The organism is Pseudomonas sp. GYB4201, assembly GCF_056312595.1.
Genome location: NZ_JBWGIG010000011.1, coordinates 131955 through 151215, shown reverse-complemented (window position 1 = coordinate 151215; position 19261 = coordinate 131955). Strand labels below are relative to the sequence as shown.

General features: G+C 62.3%; 18 protein-coding genes. 10 read left to right on the top strand and 8 right to left on the bottom strand.

Annotated elements, in window-relative coordinates; translation table 11 throughout:
- The first annotated feature begins 413 nt into the window (after positions 1-413).
- The 8 genes from gmd (at position 414) to AC0Z2B_RS13145 (ending at position 9151) form a co-directional block, all read left to right on the top strand.
- A complete protein-coding gene (gmd, locus tag AC0Z2B_RS13180) occupies positions 414-1445 on the top strand; it encodes a GDP-mannose 4,6-dehydratase (protein ID WP_476297126.1) in 1032 nt (343 codons plus the stop codon).
- Positions 1445-2338, top strand: a complete 894-nt coding sequence (locus tag AC0Z2B_RS13175) for a GDP-mannose 4,6-dehydratase (protein WP_476297124.1) — start codon at positions 1445-1447, stop codon at positions 2336-2338. Before gmd ends, AC0Z2B_RS13175 begins: the two co-directional genes overlap by 1 nt.
- A complete protein-coding gene (locus AC0Z2B_RS13170) occupies positions 2339-3484 on the top strand; it encodes a glycosyltransferase family 4 protein (RefSeq protein ID WP_476297122.1) in 1146 nt (381 codons plus the stop codon).
- Positions 3481-4599, top strand: coding sequence for a glycosyltransferase family 4 protein (locus AC0Z2B_RS13165; RefSeq protein ID WP_476297120.1), 1119 nt, complete (start codon positions 3481-3483; stop codon positions 4597-4599). Before AC0Z2B_RS13170 ends, AC0Z2B_RS13165 begins: the two co-directional genes overlap by 4 nt.
- Positions 4600-4634: 35 nt before the next feature.
- A complete protein-coding gene (locus AC0Z2B_RS13160; RefSeq protein ID WP_476297118.1) occupies positions 4635-5606 on the top strand; it encodes an NAD-dependent epimerase/dehydratase family protein in 972 nt (323 codons plus the stop codon).
- Positions 5603-6631: an MraY family glycosyltransferase gene (locus AC0Z2B_RS13155; RefSeq protein ID WP_476297116.1), complete on the top strand. Its 1029-nt coding sequence runs from the start codon at positions 5603-5605 to the stop codon at positions 6629-6631. Before AC0Z2B_RS13160 ends, AC0Z2B_RS13155 begins: the two co-directional genes overlap by 4 nt.
- A 71-nt stretch (positions 6632-6702) precedes the next feature.
- Entirely contained in the window at positions 6703-8694 is a 1992-nt protein-coding gene (locus tag AC0Z2B_RS13150; RefSeq protein ID WP_476297114.1) for a polysaccharide biosynthesis protein, read from the top strand.
- 142 nt (positions 8695-8836) lie between these two features.
- Positions 8837-9151 carry a ComEA family DNA-binding protein gene (locus tag AC0Z2B_RS13145; protein ID WP_476297112.1) on the top strand — a complete coding sequence of 105 codons (315 nt, stop codon included), beginning with the start codon at positions 8837-8839 and terminating at the stop codon, positions 9149-9151.
- Positions 9152-9200: 49 nt separating this feature from the next.
- Here AC0Z2B_RS13145 and AC0Z2B_RS13140 read toward each other — a convergent pair whose 3' ends face one another.
- The 5 genes from AC0Z2B_RS13140 to AC0Z2B_RS13120 all read right to left on the bottom strand — a co-directional run bounded on the left by AC0Z2B_RS13140 (position 9201) and on the right by AC0Z2B_RS13120 (position 13855).
- On the bottom strand, positions 9201-9530 hold the full coding sequence (locus AC0Z2B_RS13140) for a YceK/YidQ family lipoprotein (RefSeq protein WP_476297110.1): 330 nt from the start codon (positions 9528-9530) through the stop codon (positions 9201-9203).
- An 86-nt stretch (positions 9531-9616) separates the two neighbouring features.
- The gene (locus AC0Z2B_RS13135; RefSeq protein WP_476297108.1) at positions 9617-10927 is read right to left on the bottom strand and encodes a nucleotide sugar dehydrogenase; all 1311 of its coding nucleotides are present in this window, start codon (positions 10925-10927) and stop codon (positions 9617-9619) included.
- 51 nt (positions 10928-10978) lie between these two features.
- The gene (locus tag AC0Z2B_RS13130) at positions 10979-11950 is read right to left on the bottom strand and encodes a glycosyltransferase (protein WP_476297106.1); all 972 of its coding nucleotides are present in this window, start codon (positions 11948-11950) and stop codon (positions 10979-10981) included.
- A gap of 1 nt (position 11951) precedes the next feature.
- The gene (locus tag AC0Z2B_RS13125; RefSeq protein ID WP_476297104.1) at positions 11952-13088 is read right to left on the bottom strand and encodes a hypothetical protein; all 1137 of its coding nucleotides are present in this window, start codon (positions 13086-13088) and stop codon (positions 11952-11954) included.
- Positions 13085-13855, bottom strand: a complete 771-nt coding sequence (locus tag AC0Z2B_RS13120; RefSeq protein WP_476297102.1) for an RIO2 family protein — start codon at positions 13853-13855, stop codon at positions 13085-13087. The genes AC0Z2B_RS13125 and AC0Z2B_RS13120 overlap by 4 nt, the downstream gene beginning before the upstream one ends.
- 338 nt (positions 13856-14193) lie before the next feature.
- On the opposite strand from AC0Z2B_RS13120, the gene fabF reads away from it, so the two are divergent.
- Together fabF and AC0Z2B_RS13110 are read left to right on the top strand one after the other, a co-directional pair.
- A complete protein-coding gene (gene fabF / locus AC0Z2B_RS13115) occupies positions 14194-15465 on the top strand; it encodes a beta-ketoacyl-ACP synthase II (RefSeq protein WP_476297100.1) in 1272 nt (423 codons plus the stop codon).
- 103 nt (positions 15466-15568) lie between these two features.
- Positions 15569-16882, top strand: a complete 1314-nt coding sequence (locus AC0Z2B_RS13110) for a delta-60 repeat domain-containing protein (protein ID WP_476297098.1) — start codon at positions 15569-15571, stop codon at positions 16880-16882.
- Between the two features lie 6 nt (positions 16883-16888).
- Here the strand turns inward: AC0Z2B_RS13110 and AC0Z2B_RS13105 are convergent, their stop codons facing one another.
- The 3 genes from AC0Z2B_RS13105 to eat form a co-directional block, all read right to left on the bottom strand.
- Positions 16889-17455 (bottom strand): TetR/AcrR family transcriptional regulator, encoded by a 567-nt coding sequence (locus AC0Z2B_RS13105; protein WP_476297096.1) that lies wholly within the window; start codon positions 17453-17455, stop codon positions 16889-16891.
- A gap of 151 nt (positions 17456-17606) precedes the next feature.
- Complete coding sequence (locus AC0Z2B_RS13100; RefSeq protein WP_416423061.1) at positions 17607-17774, bottom strand: DUF2897 family protein; 168 nt, start codon at positions 17772-17774, stop codon at positions 17607-17609.
- 106 nt (positions 17775-17880) lie between these two features.
- Entirely contained in the window at positions 17881-19245 is a 1365-nt protein-coding gene (gene eat / locus AC0Z2B_RS13095; protein WP_476297094.1) for an ethanolamine permease, read from the bottom strand.
- Positions 19246-19261 lie beyond the last annotated feature (16 nt).

Here is a 19261-nt window from a genome sequence, read left to right as displayed (position 1 = left end):
GGTTACCAATGCCGAATTTCAGTTGGTAGGCGGGGAAACGTTACCCTTCTTGTCGCATTTTTGCACATTCCTTCGCTCGCAAGTAGCCTGGCAGAGTGGACAGTCACCGATGGTGCCTGCGATTATCAGCGCCTTGTTCGGGCAGGGTTGGCCTCTGAATGGCTGCCCTCGGCGAAATCACGACAACTGTCCCGGCGAGTCAGGGGCTTGAGCCAGGGTATGGTCCTCGGGTTGGCTTGGGCCTGCTGGGGGAGCATGCCGTCGAGCCAATAGCGTCACGGTTAGTCGAGCTGGCTGACCCTTGGATGTATACTGCCGATCCGTCGTGCATGCGTTCAGATTCAGTGCGGAGCTTTGCGTAGCGCTCGTTTGTCGAAGCCCCTTGTGGAACATAATGGAGTAGGTCAATTCACATGAAAGCAATCGTTACTGGTATCACGGGTCAAGACGGCGCCTACCTGGCAGAGCTGCTGCTGGAAAAGGGCTATACCGTCTATGGCACCTACCGCCGTACCAGCTCAGTCAATTTCTGGCGTATCGAAGAGCTGGGGATCCAAAACAACCCCAACCTTCACCTGGTGGAATACGACCTGACCGACCTGTCGGCCAGCATCCGCCTGCTGCAAACCACCGAGGCAACCGAGGTGTACAACCTTGCGGCCCAGAGTTTCGTGGGTGTTTCGTTCGAGCAGCCGCTGACCACCGCCGAAATCACTGGCCTGGGTGCCGTGAACCTGCTGGAAGCCATCCGCATCGTCAACCCGAAAGCGCGTTTCTACCAAGCGTCGACCTCGGAGATGTTCGGCAAGGTCCAGGCTATCCCGCAAATCGAAAGCACGCCTTTCTACCCGCGGAGCCCGTACGGCGTTGCCAAGCTCTACGCCCACTGGATGACCATCAACTACCGCGAGTCCTACGGCATCTTCGCCACCAGCGGCATCCTGTTCAACCACGAGTCGCCCCTGCGTGGCCGCGAATTCGTGACCCGCAAGATCACCGACTCTGTCGCGAAGATCAAGCTGGGCCTGCTGGACAAGATGGAACTGGGCAACATGGACGCCAAGCGCGATTGGGGTTTTGCCAAGGAGTACGTGGAAGGCATGTGGCGTATGCTGCAGGCCGATGAGCCGGACACTTTCGTCCTGGCCACCAACCGTACTGAAACCGTGCGTGACTTCGTCACCATGGCGTTCAAGGCTGCCAATATTGAGATCGAATGGCACGGTGAAGCCGAGGGTGAGCACGCCATCGACAAGGCTACTGGCAATGTGGTTGTCGCGGTGAACCCGAAGTTCTACCGCCCGACCGAGGTTGACCTGCTGATCGGTAACCCCGCGAAAGCTAAAGAAGTTTTGGGCTGGGAGCCGAAAACTTCTCTCGAAGAACTGTGTCGAATGATGGTCCTGGCCGACCTGCGCCGTAACGAAAAAGGATTTTCCTTCTGATGACCACTGCCGGCAAACGTGTACTGATAACAGGGATTCATGGTTTCACCGGTCGCTATATGGCGGCCGAGCTTCAAGCCCAGGGCTATGAAGTGCTGGGGATGGGGACTCATCCATCGCCGGAAGCCAATTACTATCAGATGGACCTGGCGGATGCGTCGGGCCTTGGCAAGTTGCTGGCAGTGATTCAACCAGACATCGTCGTGCACCTCGCGGCCTTGGCCTTCGTCGCGCATGGCGCGGCGGAAGCGTTCTACCAGGTGAACTTGATCGGCACCCGCAACCTGCTGGAGGCCATCGCTTCCTGCGGCAAGACGTTGGATTGCGTCCTGGTTGCCAGCAGCGCCAACGTCTATGGCAATGCCTCCGAGGGCTTGCTGGATGAAGCGACGGCGCCAGCGCCAGCCAACGACTATGCAGTGAGCAAGCTGGCCATGGAGTATATGGTCAACCTGTGGCATGGCCGCTTGCCTATTGTGGTCACCCGGCCGTTCAACTACACCGGGGTAGGGCAGGCCGACAATTTCCTGTTGCCCAAGATCGTTTCCCACTTCCGCCGCAAAGCGGAGAAGATCGAGTTGGGCAACCTGGACGTATGGCGTGATTTCAGCGATGTGCGGGCGCTGGTCAAGGCTTACCGTGGGCTGATCGAGGCTCGGCCGTTGGGCCAGACCGTCAACGTCAGTTCCGGAAAGGCTTACTCGCTACGCGAAGTCATCGACATGTGCAGCACCATCACCGGGCACCGCTTGCAGGTTGAAGTGAACCCGGCATTCGTGCGTGCCAATGAAGTGAAGACCCTGTGTGGTGACAACCGCAAATTGAAGGGCTTGGTGCCAGGTTGGCATACCCCTCCCTTGGAAGACACCCTGGGTTGGATGCTGGCTGAATAGATGAAGGTCATACTCTCTGTAGAGCCGGTTCGCTTTCCGCTGACCGGCATTGGCCGCTATACCTACGAACTTGCGCTCAGGCTGCAGCAAAATCCGGAAATCACGGAACTGCAGTACTTTGCCGGTCGCCGATTTCTCCCGGCCTTGCCGACGGCTGCCGAATCATCCGGCACCGGGTATGGCCTCAAGCGGGCGGTGCAGAAAAATTTCCTGGCAATCGAAGCCTATCGATTGCTGATGCCTTTTTTGCGCAAGCAAGCGCTCAAAGGGCACGGTGATTTCCTGTATCACAGCCCCAATTACTACCTGCCGCCTTTCAAGGGCCGCAGCGTGGCTACGTTCCACGATTTGTCGCCTTTTACCTGGGCGCATTGCCATGCGCCGCAGATGGCGCGGTACCTGCAAAAAGAGTTGAGTGTGACGGTGGCCCGCGCCGACGCGCTAATTACTGACTCCCATTACACCCGCAACGAGCTGGCCAATTTCTTCAATTGGCCGCTGGAGCGTATCCATGCGGTGCCATTGGCCAGCTCCCCCGAGTTTTTCCCCCGTGACGCCGAGGCGTTGCTCGCGCCGCTTGCCCGCCACGGCCTTGAGCCTGGTGGCTACAGCCTGTTCGTAGGGACGATAGAACCACGCAAGAATATCCAGACGTTGTTGGATGCCTATAGCCGCCTGCCTGTGGCGACCCGCACGCGCTGGCCGCTTATCCTGACGGGTTACCATGGTTGGGCGAACGAGGCTATCCACCAGCGGTTGGAAACCGCCAAGCGCGAAGGCTGGGCGCGCTACCTGGGCTTTGTGCCCAGCGAGGATCTGCCGTTGTTGTTTGCAGGGGCTCGGTTGTTCGCGTTTCCGTCGTTGTACGAGGGTTTTGGCTTGCCGGTCCTGGAAGCCATGAGTTCGGGGGTGCCAGTGGTTTGTTCCAACAGCTCGTCGCTGCCCGAGGTGGCAGGCGATGCGGCACTGATGTGCGACCCCCTGGATATCGATCAGCTAACGGCCCATTTGCAGCGCGGGCTTGAAGATGAAGCCTGGCGCGACCAGGCTCGCGCCATGGGTATCGCCCATGCAGCTGGGTTTTCCTGGGAGCGGTGCGCCGAGCAGACGTTCGAGGTTTACAAGAAGGTGGGCTTGGGGCAATGAGCAAGATCCTGCATTTTTTCAAGACCTATTACCCCGACAGCATGGGGGGAATCGAGCAGGTCATTTTCCAGATCGCCGAGGGTTGCAGTTCCCTTGGGTTCGATGCCGAGGTGTTATACCTCAGTGAGCGCGGCGCAGCGCGCAACGAGGCGCTCGCTCATCATGTAACTCACCGCTCGAAGTTGGACTTGCATGTTGCGTCTACCGGTTTTTCGATGTCGGCTTTCAAGGACTTCGCTGAGCTGGCCGCAGGCGCCGACCTGGTTCACTACCATTTCCCCTGGCCCTTCATGGACCTGGTGCATTTTGCCAGCCGGGTGCGCAAGCCCACCGTGGTCAGCTATCACTCCGATATCGTCAAGCAGAAGTACCTGCTCAAGCTGTACGAGCCGCTGATGAACCGTTTCCTGGCAAGCGCCGATGCGGTAGTGGCGTCGTCCCCCAATTACGCGCAGAGCAGCCCTGTGCTTCGCCGGTTGGGTGGCAAGGTTCGCATCATCCCGTATGGCCTTGACCAGGCAACCTACCCGGTACCGGATGCCGCGCGCTTGGCGCATTGGCGGCAGCAGTTGGGCGAGCGCTTCTTCCTGTTCGTGGGGGCGCTGCGTTACTACAAGGGCATCGACTATCTGCTGGAGGCCGCCAAGCTCACCGGTTTGCCCGTGGCCATCGTCGGCGGTGGTCATCTGGAATTGGAGTTGAAGGGCAAGGCGAGCGCGCTCGGGCTGAGCCACGTGCATTTCCTCGGTGGCCTGCCTGATGCGGACAAGGCTGCGCTGTTGCAGCTGTGCACCGGGTTCGTCTTTCCTTCCCACCTGCGCTCGGAATCATTCGGCATTTCGTTGCTGGAAGCAGCCATGTATGGCAAACCGATGATTTCCTGTGACATCGGCACGGGTACCTCATTCATCAACCTTGACGGGGTTACCGGGCGCCTGGTGCCGCCGCGCGATGCGCAGGCGCTCGCCGCTGCGATGGCCCAGCTGTGGGGCGCGCCGGAGCTGGCCGGCGAGTGGGGGCGCAATGCGCGCGCTCGGTATGAAAAAGTGTTTTCGGCCAATGACATGGCGGGCGCCTACGCCGGTCTTTATGATGAGCTGCTCGCCAAGGCTTAGCCTGTTGGCGGTCGACTTCCATCGGGTACGTGTTCATGTCATGCAGATCCATTCTGGTTACCGGTGGTTCGGGGTTCGTCGGGGGGGCGTTGTTACGCCACCTGGCCAGCAACAGGGGTGAGCGAATTCACGCGGCAGTGCGCAGGGCTGGTATTGCGTTGCCCGCCGGGGTCGCGCCCTTCGTGGTAGGTGAGATTGGCGCAGGCACCGACTGGTCGGCTGCACTCCAGGGCGTTGATGTGGTAGTGCATGCGGCAGCTCGTGTGCATGTCATGAACGAGCGTTCCAGTGATCCGCTTGACGCCTTCCGCCAGGTCAACGTGCAAGGCACCCTCGCCCTTGCGACCCAAGCCGCTGCGCAGGGTGTGCGCCGCTTCGTGTTTCTCAGCTCCATCAAGGTCAATGGCGAGCAGAGTGCCGAGGGGCGGCCGTTCATGGCCGATGATGAGCCCGTCTCGGTCGACCCCTACGGTCAATCAAAACGTGAGGCCGAGCAGGCATTGCTCGGCCTGGGCTCGCGGACAGGTATGGAGATCGTCATCATTCGCCCGGTGCTGGTCTACGGCCCCGGCGTGAAGGCCAACTTCCGTAGCATGATGGGCTGGCTCGATCGTGGCCTGCCTTTGCCGTTTGGCGCCGTGGGCAATCGCCGCAGCCTGGTGTACGTGGACAACCTCGTTGACCTGATCAGCGCCTGCATTGACCACCCGGCCGCCCGTGGGCAGATTTTCCTCGCCAGCGATGGTCAGGACTTGTCCACCACCCAATTGCTGCAACAGTTAGGGCAAGCGCTAGGCAGCCGGACCCGGCTGCTACCCGTTCCCGCCGCCTGGTTGGCCTTCGCGGGACGGTTGTGTGGCAAGGCGGCGCTCGTCCAGCGGCTGCTCGGGAGTTTGCAGGTGGATATAAGCAAGAACCGTGAGTTGCTGGGGTGGGAACCACCCGTGGCTGTCGAAGTGGCAATGAGGCGAACGGCGGCAGCCTATAAGGAGTCGGGGCAAGCATGAGTCATTGGATTTTGCTGTTGGTTGCACTGGTGGTTGCTTGCGGCTTGACGGGCGTCCTGCGCCGCTATGCACTGAAACGAAGCCTGATGGACGTACCTAACGGTCGCAGTTCACACACGGTGCCTACGCCGCGGGGTGGCGGGGTGGCGATCGTGCTGAGCTTCCTGCTAGTGCTGAGCGCCTTGTGGATGCTTGGGCCAGATAGTGGCCGCGGCTACCTGGCGATCGCCGGCGCCGGGGTGCTGGTGGCTGTGCTGGGGTTCATGGACGACCACGGGCACATTGCCGCGCGTTGGCGGTTGTTGGGGCATTTCGCCGCTGCAGCGTTGGCTTTGGCTTGTGTCGGTGGCATGCCCGCAGTGCCCCTGCCCGGGTTTGAGCTCGCCCCGGCTTGGTGGTTGAGCGCTGCAGGTGCGCTGTACCTGGTATGGATGCTCAACCTGTACAACTTCATGGACGGCATCGATGGCATTGCCAGCGTGCAAGCCATCACCGTTTGCCTGGGCATCTGCCTGGTGTACGCCCTGGCGGGCCAGGTGCAGTTGCTGTGGCCGCCGCTGCTGTTGGCCGCGGCCGTGGCAGGCTTCTTGCTCTGGAATTTTCCACCGGCCAGAATCTTCATGGGCGATGCCGGCAGTGGCTTCCTGGGTATCGTGCTGGCCGTGATGTCGCTGCAGGGTGCAGCCGTGGACGGGCGTTACCTGTGGGTATGGCTCATCCTGATGGGTGTTTTCATTGTCGATGCGACCTTCACCCTGATTCGCCGGCTGTTGCGCGGTGAAAAAGTCTACGAGGCGCACCGCAGCCATGCCTACCAGTACGCCTCTCGCCGCTGGGGTGCCCACCGCCCGGTGACGCTGGCCGTGGCAGCCCTGAACGTCGGCTGGTTGCTGCCGGTCGCATTGGCAGTGGCGGTACTTGGGTTGGATGGCCTGACCGGGCTGGTGGTGGCCTATGTGCCTTTGCTGCTATTGGCCTGGAAATACCGCGCCGGTGCGCGTGAGGCCCTGAATACAGCGGTGTGAGCGCCCCGTGCGACATTCCCGCTACAATGGAGTCGGACTAATGAATGCCAGACCATGAAGGTTGAGAAGTTATGGATCGATTTAGAGCATTTCTACTGAGTCTCCCGCGCCGCCAGAAGCGCATCATTCAAGTGGCGACGGACGTGGTGCTTGTCTGGATGGCGCTGTGGCTTGCGTTCATGGTGCGTCTTGGCATCGATGACATGTACAACCCGATCAGGGTGCACGGTTGGCTGTTCCTGTGCGCACCGGTCGTGGCTATCCCGCTGTTCATTCGTTTCGGCATGTACCGGGCGGTCATGCGTTATTTCGGCAACGATGCGCTGGTTGCCATCGTCAAGGCCGTCAGTTTGTCCTCGCTGATCCTGGCCGTTGTCGTCTATTGGTACAGCAACCATCAAGCGATCGTGCCGCGCTCGATCATTTTCAACTATTGGTGGTTGAGCATGGTGATCATCGGCGGCCTGCGCCTGGCCATGCGGCAATATTTCATGGGGGACTGGTTCACCTCCAACTACGTACCGTTTCGCAGCCGTGACGAAGGGCTCACCAAGGTCGCCGTCTATGGTGCAGGGGTGGCCGGAAACCAGCTGGTAGCGGCGCTGCGCATGGGGCGCACCATGCGTCCGGTAGCCTTTATCGACGATGACAGCAGTATCGCTGACAGGATCATTTCCGGGCTTCAGGTGTTCAATCCCAAGCATATCCAGCAAATGATCGATGTCACCGGGGCTCAGGAACTGCTGCTGGCACTGCCTTCCACCAGTCGCGCCAGGCGTCGGGAAATCCTCGGTTTCCTGGAAGGTTTTCCCTTGCACGTGCGCAGCGTCCCCAACTTTACCGACCTGGCCGCAGGCCGCGTGAAGGTGGACGATATCCAGGAGGTCGACATCGCTGACCTGCTGGGGCGCGACCCCGTGCCCGCCCAGGATGATTTGCTGGAGCACTGCGTGACCGGCAAAGCAGTCATGGTGACTGGCGCTGGTGGCTCCATCGGGTCGGAGCTTTGCCGGCAGATTCTTTCGCTGCGCCCCACGCTTCTGGTGCTGTTCGAGCACAGCGAGTTCAACCTCTACACCATCATGAGCGAGCTGGAGCCGCGGCTGGCGCGTGAAGCCTTGACTGTGCGGCTGCTGCCGATCCTGGGCTCTGTGCGGCACCCGCACAAGTTACTGGAGGTGATGAGGACCTGGAACATCAATACGGTTTACCACGCCGCGGCCTACAAGCACGTGCCAATGGTTGAACACAATATTGCAGAGGGCGTGCTCAACAACGTCATGGGCAGCCTCAATGCTGCTCAGGCAGCGCTGCAGGCCGGGGTGGCGAACTTTGTGCTGGTGTCCACCGACAAGGCGGTCAGGCCCACCAATGTCATGGGTAGCACCAAGCGCCTGGCGGAAATGACGCTTCAGGCAATTAGCCGGGAAGTGGCGCCGGTGCTCTATGGCGACCCGGGGAACGTGGCGCGGGTCAACAAGACCCGCTTCACCATGGTGCGGTTCGGCAACGTGCTGGGCTCCTCGGGCTCGGTGATTCCGCTGTTCCATAAGCAGATCAAGTCCGGCGGCCCGCTGACGGTTACCCATCCCAAGATTACGCGTTACTTCATGACAATTCCGGAAGCCGCACAACTGGTGATTCAGGCCGGCTCGATGGGGCAGGGCGGTGATGTCTTCGTCCTGGATATGGGCGAGCCGGTGCGCATTGCGGAATTGGCCGAAAAGATGGTTCACCTCTCCGGTCTCAGCATTCGCTCGGAAAAAAACCCTCAAGGCGACATAGCCATCGAGTTCACTGGCCTGCGCCCGGGGGAAAAACTCTACGAAGAGCTTCTGATCGGTGACAACGTGGCGATGACCCGCCACCCCATGATCATGAGTGCCCATGAAGAGCACCTTCATTGGGATCAGTTGAAAGAAAAACTCTTTGCATTAATGCAGGCCGTTGAGAGCAACGACTACGACCTGGTGCGCCAGCTATTGCGCGACACTGTCAGCGGGTATGCACCGGATGGCGAGATAGTCGACTGGGTGCATCTGCACCAGCGCCAGGAGCTTTGAACGAGGATGATGAGCGGGATGTAAGGCCTCTGGAAACATCCCCTAACCAGTCCTTTTTGGACAAGCTCCCCGGAGCAGCTAGGTTATGAAGGCGGCTTAGGAAAGCCGCCTCAGAACCCACTGACGTCAAGGAGCTTCACCCATGCGTAACCTCTCTCTCTCGGCCCTGCTGGCCGCTATCCTGTTCACCGCTTCCATTGCCGCGCACGCCGCACCTGCTGCCGCTGGGCAACCCATGGCCCCGGCGACGATGCAGGCCACCCAGGTGAACCTCAACAAGGCTGACGCCGACACCCTCCAGCGCGAGCTTACCGGCATAGGCATGGCCAAGGCCGAGGCGATCGTGGCCCACCGTGAGGCCAACGGAGTGTTTACTTCCGTGGACGAGTTGCTTGAGGTGAAAGGTATCGGCAAGTCCTTGCTGGACAAGAACCGCGAGCGGTTGGCAGTAGAGTAACCTCGACGGTAAAGGCCGGTGTGCTCCGGCCTTTACCCCATGGCGTTGGTCAGCGGACTTCGATGCTGCCTTCAGTGCTCTGCCGGACAATCGTGTAAGGCAGTGCAAGGGTGTCAAGAACGCCCGAGATCCCCATGTCCACCAGCAATCCCAGGGTATTGCCAGCGGAGGGCTTGAAGTCATTCGTTTCGGGTTGTGGCGCGTTCAACGAGCAAAAGTTGTACATGACGCCACTGTATACCCGAGGCACTGCCCCGCAGTAAGTTTTGACCTTGGTGAGATTTTGCTTCGTTACCGCGTCATCCCTGAATACCGTGTTGATGGTCCCACAGCCCGATAGCAGCGCCGCGGTGGCCAATACCAGTGCCACTAGCTTCATGATTGATGTCCTTCTTGATGAGGCAGTCCATTGTTCGTGTGCATGATGTTACGTCTGCGCAGCGGATATGGACGTGGAAATCTGTATCAAGCCTTGACCAAATTACTCATCTCTTCCCGGTACCGCCCACGGCTATCCACCAGCAACCGCGCATTCTCGCCAATCATCCCGTAGTCAAACCGATCATGGTCCGTAGCCAGCACCACGGCGTCGTACCCCGCCAGCCCTTCGGCAGTCAGCGCCACGCTGTCCATCTGGAAGTCGTAGACGCCGTGGCCATGGAACGCCGGGATATGCGGATCGCTGTAGCCCGCCAATGCCCCGCGCTCGCGAATCAGCTTGATGATCTCCAGCGCCGGTGACTCACGCATGTCATCGATGTTCTTCTTGTAGGCGATGCCCAGCACCAGCACCTTGCTGTTTTTCAGCGCCTTGCCGTGGTCGTTGAGGCCGTCCACCAGCTTGCTGACCACGTATTCGGGCATGCCTTGGTTGATCTCGCCCGACAGTTCGATGAAGCGGGTGTGCAGCCCGTAGGCCCTGGCTTTCCAGGTGAGGTAGAAGGGGTCGATGGGAATGCAGTGGCCGCCCAGGCCGGGGCCCGGGTAGTAGGGGGTGAAGCCGAAGGGTTTGGTGGAGGCGGCGTCGACGACTTCGAAGATGTCGATGCCCATTTTGTCAGCGACGATTTTCATTTCGTTCACCAGGCCGATGTTGACGGCGCGGTGGATGTTTTCCAGCAGCTTGGTCAGTTCGGCGGCCTTGGTGGAGCTGACGGGGACTACGCGGTCGATGGCCACCTGGTACAGGGCCACGCCCACTTCCAGGCAGGCCTTGGTGGCACCGCCCACTACCTTGGGGATGGTCTGCGTGTCGAAGTGCTGGTTGCCTGGGTCTTCGCGCTCTGGGGAGTAAAGCACGAACACGTCGGTGCCCACGGTCAGGCCCTGATGGATGATGCGCGGGATGATTTCTTCGTCGGTGGTGCCGGGGTAGGTGGTGCTTTCCAGGGACACGACCTGGCCAGGCCGAAGGAAGGGTGCGATGGCGTCGGCGGTGTTGGTGACGTAGCTGATGTCGGGTTCGCGGTATTCGTTGAGCGGCGTGGGCACGCAAAGGATCAGGGCGTCGCATTCGGCGACGCGACTGAAATCACGGGTAGCGTGAAAACCTGCTTCGCGCGCCTGGGCGATGCTGGCGCCGGGAATATGCTCGATGTAGCTCAGGCCGTCGTTGAGCATGTCGACTTTATGGGCATCGATGTCCAGGCCCAGCACACGAAAGCCGGCGGCGGTGTAGCGCAGCATCAGCGGTAGCCCCACGTAGCCCAGGCCAACGATGCCGATGAGGGCCTCGCGGCTGTCGATTCGGGCGAGGAGGGTGGTTTTGGCGTCCATTACGAAGGTGTCCTGTGTTTAAAGTGGCGCGTGGCGTGGCGTGGCGTGGCTTCAGGCGGTCAGGCGGGGCAGCCATCGAGCGATGCGCTGGTACCAATTGGGGGTGCGGGTGGGCAAGGGCTGGGCGGGCAGCTGCAGCACGTGGGCAAAGTCGCCGACCCGCTGTGACAGCCGATGACGCTCGCGCACCAGGGCCAGGCCATTGGCGGCAATGCGTTGCAGGCGCTCGGGCTGGGCTTGCAGCTCCTGGAGCTTGGCGGCGGCTTCTTCAAAGCTGTCGTAGTGCACCACGTTGTGCATGTCCACCAGGCCCAGGGCTGCGTCTTCCGACGCTTGGCGCTTGGCCATCAGCAGGCAGCCGCAGCTCATGGCCTCGAAGTTCTTGGCCATGTATTCGTTAAAGCCGATGTCAGCGCTGAGGAAGACGGCGATGCGGTTGAGCAGGTGCAGGTATTCGTCCGGGGTCTGCGTGCGCAAGGCCTGCAGGCCGTGCTGGGCACTCATGCGCTCGAGCAGGTGGCGGCGCTCGTTGTAGACCTGGCTCTTGGTACGGCCTATGAAGCCCAGGCCGATGTCGCGGGGTATGCCCAGGTCGTGCAAGGCGGCGTCGTCGTAGGCCTTGGGAATGCACCAGGTGTCGATGCCACGGGCGTTGAAGTAATCGCGCATGTGGTAGCTGGTGACAATGATGCGGGCGTTGCCCAGTTGCTTGAAACCGTTGGCGAACTGATTGCGGAATTTGCTTTCGGCCACCAGCTCCTGGCAGGCATCTTCTTCGTAGAACACCAGGCCCTGGATGCCTGCCAGGCCCTTGGCGGCATTGCCCAGGCGTCGCAGGGGGACGTCGAACAGCACGCGGTCCCAGGCGCTGAAGTCGGTCTGCCGCAGGTAGGGCCGGATGTCGTGAACCTGGGCCTTGGTCAGCTTGTGCACGGTGACCTGGGCGAAGCGCTCCTGAAGCCCGGCGAACAGCGTGTCGAACGAACGGGCGCGGCCTTGGCGGCTGACGATTAGTAATTTCATGTCACAGTCCTGCGGTGGAGGGCGGTACGCGGTAGTGCTCGCTGGCCAGCAATTGCTGGTAGTACTGCGCTTCGGCGCGGTCATCGGTGCCGTGCAGCCAGTTCTGCTTGCCGTAACGGCGTGACAGGTTTTTTCGCAACTCGAGCTTGATGGCCGCGCTAGCCCCTTGGGGCAGCAGGCAGGTGATGGCGGTGCCGGGCGCGCTCAGGGTGTACTGCTTGGCTGCCAGCCAGTTGCCACCCCGGGCCCACCACAGCAGGCGTTGCTGTTGAGCAGGGTTCAGTGGCTGGCGCGCCAGCACCGTGCCGTGACGGCTGAGCGTCTCGACGATTTCCTGTTCCTGTTGGTGGTCGGCGGTTTCCTGGCGGGTCACCAACACCACCAGGTCGTGGGGTGCGTTGGAGGTAGCGGCTTGCAGGCGTGCGTTTTCAAGCGTGTAAAGGGCAGCCAGCCACGCGTCCTGGTCAGGCCAACGGTGGATCAGGTCGAAGGGCATCGACCACCCTTGTTCGTGCAACCATTGATGGGCCTCCACCAGGCTGTCGAGGGCGGGCAGTGGCACTTGCTCGCGCGCGGCCTCGGCCAGCAGGCGTTGCCGATAGTCTTTCTTGGCGGGCAGGCGGCTGGCATCCGTGTCCCCGGGGCGCATGCGCAGGCCGCTGGCCTGGCGCTTGTGGTAGGCCAGGTGGTACACCAATGCCGGCAGGTAGTCGGCCGGTGCGATGCGGTACCAGCCCCGCGGATCGGCCACACGGGTGTCCAGCAGGTGCCGGGCGCGCACCGGCGGGTAGTAAGGCATGTGCCGGTAGGACAAGCCACTGCGGCCGGAGTCGCTATAGATATCGAACTTGACCTTGCTGGTCTTGCGCCCGAAGTTGAACAGCGGCATGGCGGCAGCAATGCGCGGCAGCGAGCCATGTGCCACGAGGATGTCGATGTCGTCTGCCAGTTGCCTGTCCAGTACCAGGGGCACCTCGTCATACCAGCGCAGCACTACATATTCCACCTCCTCGCGGGCCAGGCCCTGGAGGAATTGCCTGGGGTTGCGCAGGCGCAGGCTGAAGCCCTTGTCTGCCTTGAGCTTCTTGCGCCAGCGCGCCAGGCGCAGCCGTGCGACCAGTTGAGTAAAGAGGCTCATGCAAACATCCGGTAGCGTTGGGTGCGCGACAGTTCCACGTGTTTGCCAAGCTGGTAGTGGGTGAGCAGGTCGTGCGTTGCCGTGTCGAATTGCGCTACCTGGCGTTGGAGTACGCCATGGGCCCATTGGTCGAATGACGCTTCGTCGACAAATTCCCTGGCCCATTTCTGCAATAGGTAGCCCAGGTAATAGCCGTATAGCTCGGCAGTGCGGGTCCGCTCCCAGGCCATGTATTCAAAGTCGATGATGCGCACGTCACCCTGGTCGTCGAGCATGATGTTGCGGGTGTTGAGGTCCAGGTGGAATACGCCGGCCTGGGCCAGGCGCAGGATAACCGGCTCCACGGCGTCCAGCGCTTCGAACGGGCTGGTATCAAGGCGTTGGTGCAAGGTGCGGAATTGGCGCAGGTAGGGGTATGCGACGATCTGTTGGTTGCACAGCAGCGGGCTGCGTTTTTCCAGGTAGGCGCGCACTTCCAGGCCAGGCAGGCCCAGGGCCTGGAAGCGTTCGGCATTGGCGCGCTCCGCCCAGCCGTGCCGTTTGCCGTGCACTGGGCACTCGTGTTTCCAGCGCGCCCGCCAGCGCTGTTTCAGCCTGCGCATGGCGAATACCTTGAACACCAGGGCGCCATTGTCGCGGGCCCACACCTGGGTCTCATCGCCCCGTGGGTTGAGGGCCGTAAAACTGTCGCGTTGCTGGAGAAAGTGCGTTAGGTCCTGCTGTTCGCCAGCGGACAGGTCGCTTGGGACCAGTATCGAAGTAAGCATTGAATCCATTCATTGTTTGACGCGCGAGGCCGTAGGCCGGGGGGCAGGACTGCGGCAGTGGAAATGTTTCGATTTTGTGACTGTTTGGTACATTCTCCATTGTTGGGTCCTTGGCGTCAAATTGCCATCACTGTACCGCTTTGTTGGAAGGCAGTTATCGGGCCTGGCTATTTTAAATTAAGGTTGTAATACTATCGGCGTAGTATTTCGATTGTAATCTAATAGATTCGGTCCCGTAGCAGCTGCCGCCAGGCTGCGTCCATCGGTGTACCAAGTGAAATGCAGCGCCTGTGACGCGGCCTGGCGGCCGCTGCTACGGGTTGAGGAAGGGAGACAGTATGAACAACCGCAGAATCGTGATTACCGGCATGGGCCTGGTTTCGCCGCTGGGTACCGGTGTGGAAACCGTGTGGGGCCGCCTGCTGGCCGGCCAATCGGGCTTGCGTGAGTTGCCCGAAGCCGTAGTCGCGGACCTGCCCGCGCGGGTAGGCGGGGTAGTGCCAACCGTCGAAGAAGACCCACACGCTGGCTTCGATCCAGACCTTGCCGCAGCGCCCAAGGAGCAGAAGAAGATGGACCGTTTCATTCTCTTCGCCCTCGCAGCAGCCCGCGAGGCCTTGGCCCAGGCCGGCTGGGCGCCCACGGACGAGGCGTCGCGGCAGCGCACGGCCACGGTGATCGGGTCGGGCATTGGTGGCTTTGGCACGATCGTCGACGCCGTGCGCACCACCGACAGCCGCGGGCCACGCAAGCTGTCGCCGTTCACCATTCCGGCGTTTCTGGTCAACCTGGCGGCCGGGCAGGTGTCGATCCAGCATGGCTTCAAGGGGCCGCTGGGGGCACCGGTCACGGCCTGTGCCGCTGGCGTGCAGGCCATCGGCGATGCGGCGCGGCTGATTCGCGCCGGCGAGGCCGACATTGCCGTGTGTGGCGGCGCCGAAGCGGCCATCGACCGGGTCAGCCTGGGCGGCTTCGCTGCGGCGCGGGCGTTGTCCAGTGGCTTCAACGCCACGCCCAGCCGCGCCTCGCGGCCGTTTGACCGCGACCGTGACGGTTTCGTGATGGGCGAGGGCGCAGGGATCCTGGTGATCGAGTCCCTGGAACATGCCTTGGCCCGCGGTGCCACGCCCTTGGCCGAATTGGTGGGCTACGGCACCAGCGCCGACGCGTATCACCTCACGGCCGGGCCGGAAGATGGCAGCGGTGCCCGGCGGGCCATGGAGCAGGCGCTGGCCCAGGGTGGCATCACCCCTGGCCAGGTCCAGCACCTCAACGCCCATGCCACCTCCACTCCGGTGGGAGACAAGGGCGAGCTGGCGGCCATTCGTTCACTGTTCGGTGCCGGCCAGGGCCCGGCGATCACCTCGACCAAGTCGGCCACCGGTCACTTGCTGGGCGCGGCGGGCGGTATCGAGGCGATCTTCACGGTGCTGGCGTTGCGTGACCAGGTTGCCCCGGCCACGTTGAACCTCGAGCACCCGGATGAACTGGCCGAGGGGCTGGACCTGGTGCGTGGCCAGCCGCGGGCCATGAACATGGAGCACGCGCTGTCCAACGGCTTCGGGTTTGGCGGGGTGAACGCCAGCGTGTTGTTCAAGCGGTGGGTGTGAGGGCCGCGCTCGACCCCTTGCAGCATCTGACAGGTTCGGGGTTAGCCGAAGGCTGATCTACTGCAGTCCTGGCCACTTCAGGCCAGGACGAGGGATCCTGGACATGAAAAACCTAGCAACCGGCCCACGGGCAGAAGACTTCCTTGACCTTGAGTTTGGCCAGTCTGGCTGGCTGAAACTTGCGCGTGGCCTGCAGACGTTCAATCAACTGCGGGCACTGAAGCCTGCGCCTGGCAACGCAGGGGAGCTGTGGGTCGCCGCGTCCCGGACGGATGCGGCTTCGCCCCGGCCTTTTTCCTTCGCCCGGTTGGGGCGTACCGGCGAGCTGGCAATGGAATGGCAGGATGATCATTTTGTTGCCGGCCAAGACGCCACCTGCACCGACATTCAGGCGTTGCCCGATGGTCGTATTCTGGTAGTGGGGCGTAGCGGGGCGCCTGATGAACCCGCGGCGCTGGCGGTAGCCTGTTACCACCGTGACGGGTCGCTGTCTGACGCTTACGGTCAAGGTGGCAGGGCCATCATACCGTTGAGCCTTTTTGCCCAACCCGGGCAGCGGGTCGACTTGGCGTTGGCCCCGCAAGGGCCCCGCTCGGGCATTGCCCGGGATGTGGTGTCCAGCCTCACTCGCGCCAATGAACTGCTACTGGGCTTCAGCCTGCGTATCACCGGGGGGCGCAATGATGTCAGGTCGGTGGTTGTACGCCTGACACCGGTTGGGGCGTTGGACCGGGGCTTCGGGCAGAACGGGCGGCTGACCTTGACGCTGACGGAGTTGGGGGACCCCACCAACTGGCTGATGGATATCGTGGCCTCGCCAGGCGGCGCCATCAGCCTGCTCAGCTTTCACGAGAGTGCGCACCCAGGTTTCGTCCTGGCCAGGTTCACCTGTGATGGCGAACGCGATTTCAGCTTCGGACACGTTGGCGCCGTCGAGCTGCGTCCCGAGCAATGGGCACCCAATTTCAGGGCACTGGTTGCCGACGGTGACGAACGCGTGAAGATTTCAGGCTACTGGAATTCCTCTATTTCCAACCCTTACACCGCCACTCTCATCGGCGTTGACCGACTGGGCTTCGACCCCTCGTTTGCAGGTGCCGTAGGCGCCGAGCTGCCAGGTGTGAGCGCGATCTGGGACAGCTGTGGCGTTGAGCCGGGCATCAACCCCCGTTTCATTGTCGCAGGTTACGCCCCGCCACCTTTGCGCCTCGCCGTGGCCAGGTACCGTGGCGACGCTTCCCTGGACCCGGAGTTTGGGGGAGGCTGGTTGGCGTTTGCGCGGGAAGGCATGGGGGGGGGCGTGAGGTGTGCGGTGATGCCTGACCGTCGGATCATCATTGGCGTATTGGTAGGCAGCGCCGTTGGCGCCCCCAGCCATGTCGAATTGCTGAGCCTGCTGCCAGAGCGGCAGCTGTGAGGCGCTTCAGCTCGCCGCATCCGCCTGCAACTTGAGCGCCTTGCGCGCGCTGTCGAGGATGCGCAGCGACAACTGCGGGTCCTCGACGCTGCGCGACAGCATCAGTGCGCCCACCAGTGTCGATAGCATCACCACGGCCTGCTCGTCGGCATCTTCTGCCTTCAAGGTAGCGGCGATACGCGCCAAGCGGTCTTCCACGCCTTGGTCGGTGATGGCGCTGGGCTGGCCGCGCTGACCCAGTTCGGCGGCCATGGTCGGTAGCGGGCAGCCTTTTTCCGGGCTGTCGCGATGGGCGGGGCTCAGGTAAGTGTCGATGAAGCTCTGCAACGGCTGGGGCGTGGCGAAGGCCTTCTCGCACACCTCGGTCAGCTCTTCGGTGGCCGCGCGCAGGGCGGTTTCCACCAGTTCGTCCTTGGATTTGAAGTGCGCGTAGAAGCCGCCATGGGTCAGCCCCAGCGCCTTCATCAACGGCTGCAGGCCGGTGGCGCCGATGCCGTCGCGGCGAAAGCGCGCCGAGGCTTCCTTGACGATGCGTTCGTGGGTCTGGGCTTTGTGGTCGGCGGAGTAGCGCATGGGAATGGCCCGGTCAGGATGGGATGTTAATCATCATTCTAACAGAAGCGGCCACCCGTAGCAGCTGCCGCAGGCTGCGTCCAAGGCGCCCCGATTCAACCGGTATACTTGGGCGCCTGTGACGCGGCCTTGCGGCCGCTGCCAAGCAGGTTTAGCGGTTCTGCGCATCCTTGGCGTCCGCCTCGGCATTGCGCTGCGCCACCTTGCGGCGCTGTTCTTCGGTGAGTTCCACTTTGCTGGCGCTGTCGCGCAACATCATCAGGCCGCCAACGATGGAGCCGATCGCTACTACCAAAATCAACCAGGCGTACCAGGGCATGGCCACTTCTCCTTGCGGGCCGGGCTCGCCGCCCGGGTGGCGGCGAATACAGGCTTGTACTCATTGGAGGCAAGCGCCCGGCAGTGGTTCCATTATAGGGCGCTGGCTACAGGCCCGTGAGCATGGCGTCTGCCGGGGCGCTGGCACGGGCGGCGCCGGTGAGCAGGAAGTAGACGAAGCCTGCCAGCATGAAGCCCAGGAAGATCACGCCGATCAGGGTGTTGAACCAGGCCATGGCCACCAGGCACACCACCGCCAGCACCAGGGCGATGCCCGGCACGATGGGGTAGCCGGGGGCGCGGAAGCTGCGGGCCAGGCCGGGTTCGCTGCGGCGCAGCTTGAACAGGCTGAGCATGCTCATGATGTACATGACGATGGCGCCGAACACGGCCATGGTGATCATGGCGGCGGTCAGGCTCATGCCGCCCAGGTTGATCAGGCCGTCGCTGTAGATGGCGGCGATGCCCACCACGCCGCCGGCGATGATGGCCCGGTGCGGGGTTTGAAAGCGCGACAGCTTGGCCAGGCCCTTGGGCAGGTAGCCGGCACGGGCGAGGGCGAAGCACTGGCGCGAATAGCCGAGGATGATGCCGTGGAAGCTGGCCACCAGGCCGAACAGGCCGATCCACACCAGCATGTGCAGCCAGCCGGAACCTTCGCCCACCACGGCCTTCATGGCCTGGGGCAGGGGGTCATTGATGTTGGCCAGGGCGCGCCAGTCGCCCACGCCGCCGGCGAAGACCATCACGCCCAGGGCCAGCAGCACCAGGGTGAGGATGCCGCTGATGTAGGCCTTGGGGATGGTGCGCCGCGGATCTTTCGCTTCCTCGGCAGCCATGGCCGCCCCCTCGATGGCCAGGAAAAACCAGATGGCGAACGGAATGGCAGCGAACATGCCACTCACTGCGCCCAGGCTGAAGGTGCTGTCCCCGGCCCAGCCGTTGGCGACGAAGTTGCTGACGCTGAAGCCCGGCGCCACCACGCCCATGAACACCAGCAGCTCGATCACGGCGAGGATGCACACCACCAGTTCAAAGGTGGCGGCCAGTTGCACGCCGAGGATGTTCAGCAGCATGAACACGATGTACGCGCCCAGCGCCGCGTGGCGTGGGTCCAGGGCCGGCCACTGGACGTTGAGGTAGGCGCCGATGGCCAGGGCGATGGCCGGCGGTGCGAAGACGAATTCGATCAGGGTGGCCAGGCCGGCGATCAGCCCGCCTTTTTCGCCGAACGCACGGCGGCTGTAGGCAAAGGGCCCGCCTGCGTGGGGAATGGCCGTGGTCAGCTCGGTGAAACTGAAGATGAAGCAGGTGTAGAGCGTGGCCACCATCAGCGAGGTCACCAGGAACCCCAGGGTGCCAGCCACGCCCCAGCCATAGCTCCAGCCAAAATACTCGCCGGAAATCACCAGCCCTACGGCGATGCCCCACAGGTGCAGCGTGCCCAAGGTGGGCTTGAGTTGCGTAGTCATGACGGCTCCCTCGTGT

What these genes read in the sequence shown, in the direction of transcription:
- AC0Z2B_RS13110 (WP_476297098.1), top strand. Translation starts at nt 15,569, where the DNA reads ATGAAAAACCTAGCAACCGGCCCACGGGCAGAAGACTTCCTTGACCTT.
- AC0Z2B_RS13105 (WP_476297096.1), bottom strand. Translation starts at nt 17,455, where the DNA reads ATGCGCTACTCCGCCGACCACAAAGCCCAGACCCACGAACGCATCGTC.
- gmd (WP_476297126.1), top strand. Translation starts at nt 414, where the DNA reads ATGAAAGCAATCGTTACTGGTATCACGGGTCAAGACGGCGCCTACCTG.
- AC0Z2B_RS13135 (WP_476297108.1), bottom strand. Translation starts at nt 10,927, where the DNA reads ATGGACGCCAAAACCACCCTCCTCGCCCGAATCGACAGCCGCGAGGCC.
- AC0Z2B_RS13125 (WP_476297104.1), bottom strand. Translation starts at nt 13,088, where the DNA reads ATGAGCCTCTTTACTCAACTGGTCGCACGGCTGCGCCTGGCGCGCTGG.
- fabF (WP_476297100.1), top strand. Translation starts at nt 14,194, where the DNA reads ATGAACAACCGCAGAATCGTGATTACCGGCATGGGCCTGGTTTCGCCG.
- AC0Z2B_RS13120 (WP_476297102.1), bottom strand. Translation starts at nt 13,855, where the DNA reads ATGCTTACTTCGATACTGGTCCCAAGCGACCTGTCCGCTGGCGAACAG.
- AC0Z2B_RS13160 (WP_476297118.1), top strand. Translation starts at nt 4,635, where the DNA reads ATGTCATGCAGATCCATTCTGGTTACCGGTGGTTCGGGGTTCGTCGGG.
- AC0Z2B_RS13175 (WP_476297124.1), top strand. Translation starts at nt 1,445, where the DNA reads ATGACCACTGCCGGCAAACGTGTACTGATAACAGGGATTCATGGTTTC.
- AC0Z2B_RS13140 (WP_476297110.1), bottom strand. Translation starts at nt 9,530, where the DNA reads ATGAAGCTAGTGGCACTGGTATTGGCCACCGCGGCGCTGCTATCGGGC.
- AC0Z2B_RS13155 (WP_476297116.1), top strand. Translation starts at nt 5,603, where the DNA reads ATGAGTCATTGGATTTTGCTGTTGGTTGCACTGGTGGTTGCTTGCGGC.
- AC0Z2B_RS13145 (WP_476297112.1), top strand. Translation starts at nt 8,837, where the DNA reads ATGCGTAACCTCTCTCTCTCGGCCCTGCTGGCCGCTATCCTGTTCACC.
- eat (WP_476297094.1), bottom strand. Translation starts at nt 19,245, where the DNA reads ATGACTACGCAACTCAAGCCCACCTTGGGCACGCTGCACCTGTGGGGC.
- AC0Z2B_RS13150 (WP_476297114.1), top strand. Translation starts at nt 6,703, where the DNA reads ATGGATCGATTTAGAGCATTTCTACTGAGTCTCCCGCGCCGCCAGAAG.
- AC0Z2B_RS13170 (WP_476297122.1), top strand. Translation starts at nt 2,339, where the DNA reads ATGAAGGTCATACTCTCTGTAGAGCCGGTTCGCTTTCCGCTGACCGGC.
- AC0Z2B_RS13130 (WP_476297106.1), bottom strand. Translation starts at nt 11,950, where the DNA reads ATGAAATTACTAATCGTCAGCCGCCAAGGCCGCGCCCGTTCGTTCGAC.
- AC0Z2B_RS13165 (WP_476297120.1), top strand. Translation starts at nt 3,481, where the DNA reads ATGAGCAAGATCCTGCATTTTTTCAAGACCTATTACCCCGACAGCATG.
- AC0Z2B_RS13100 (WP_416423061.1), bottom strand. Translation starts at nt 17,774, where the DNA reads ATGCCCTGGTACGCCTGGTTGATTTTGGTAGTAGCGATCGGCTCCATC.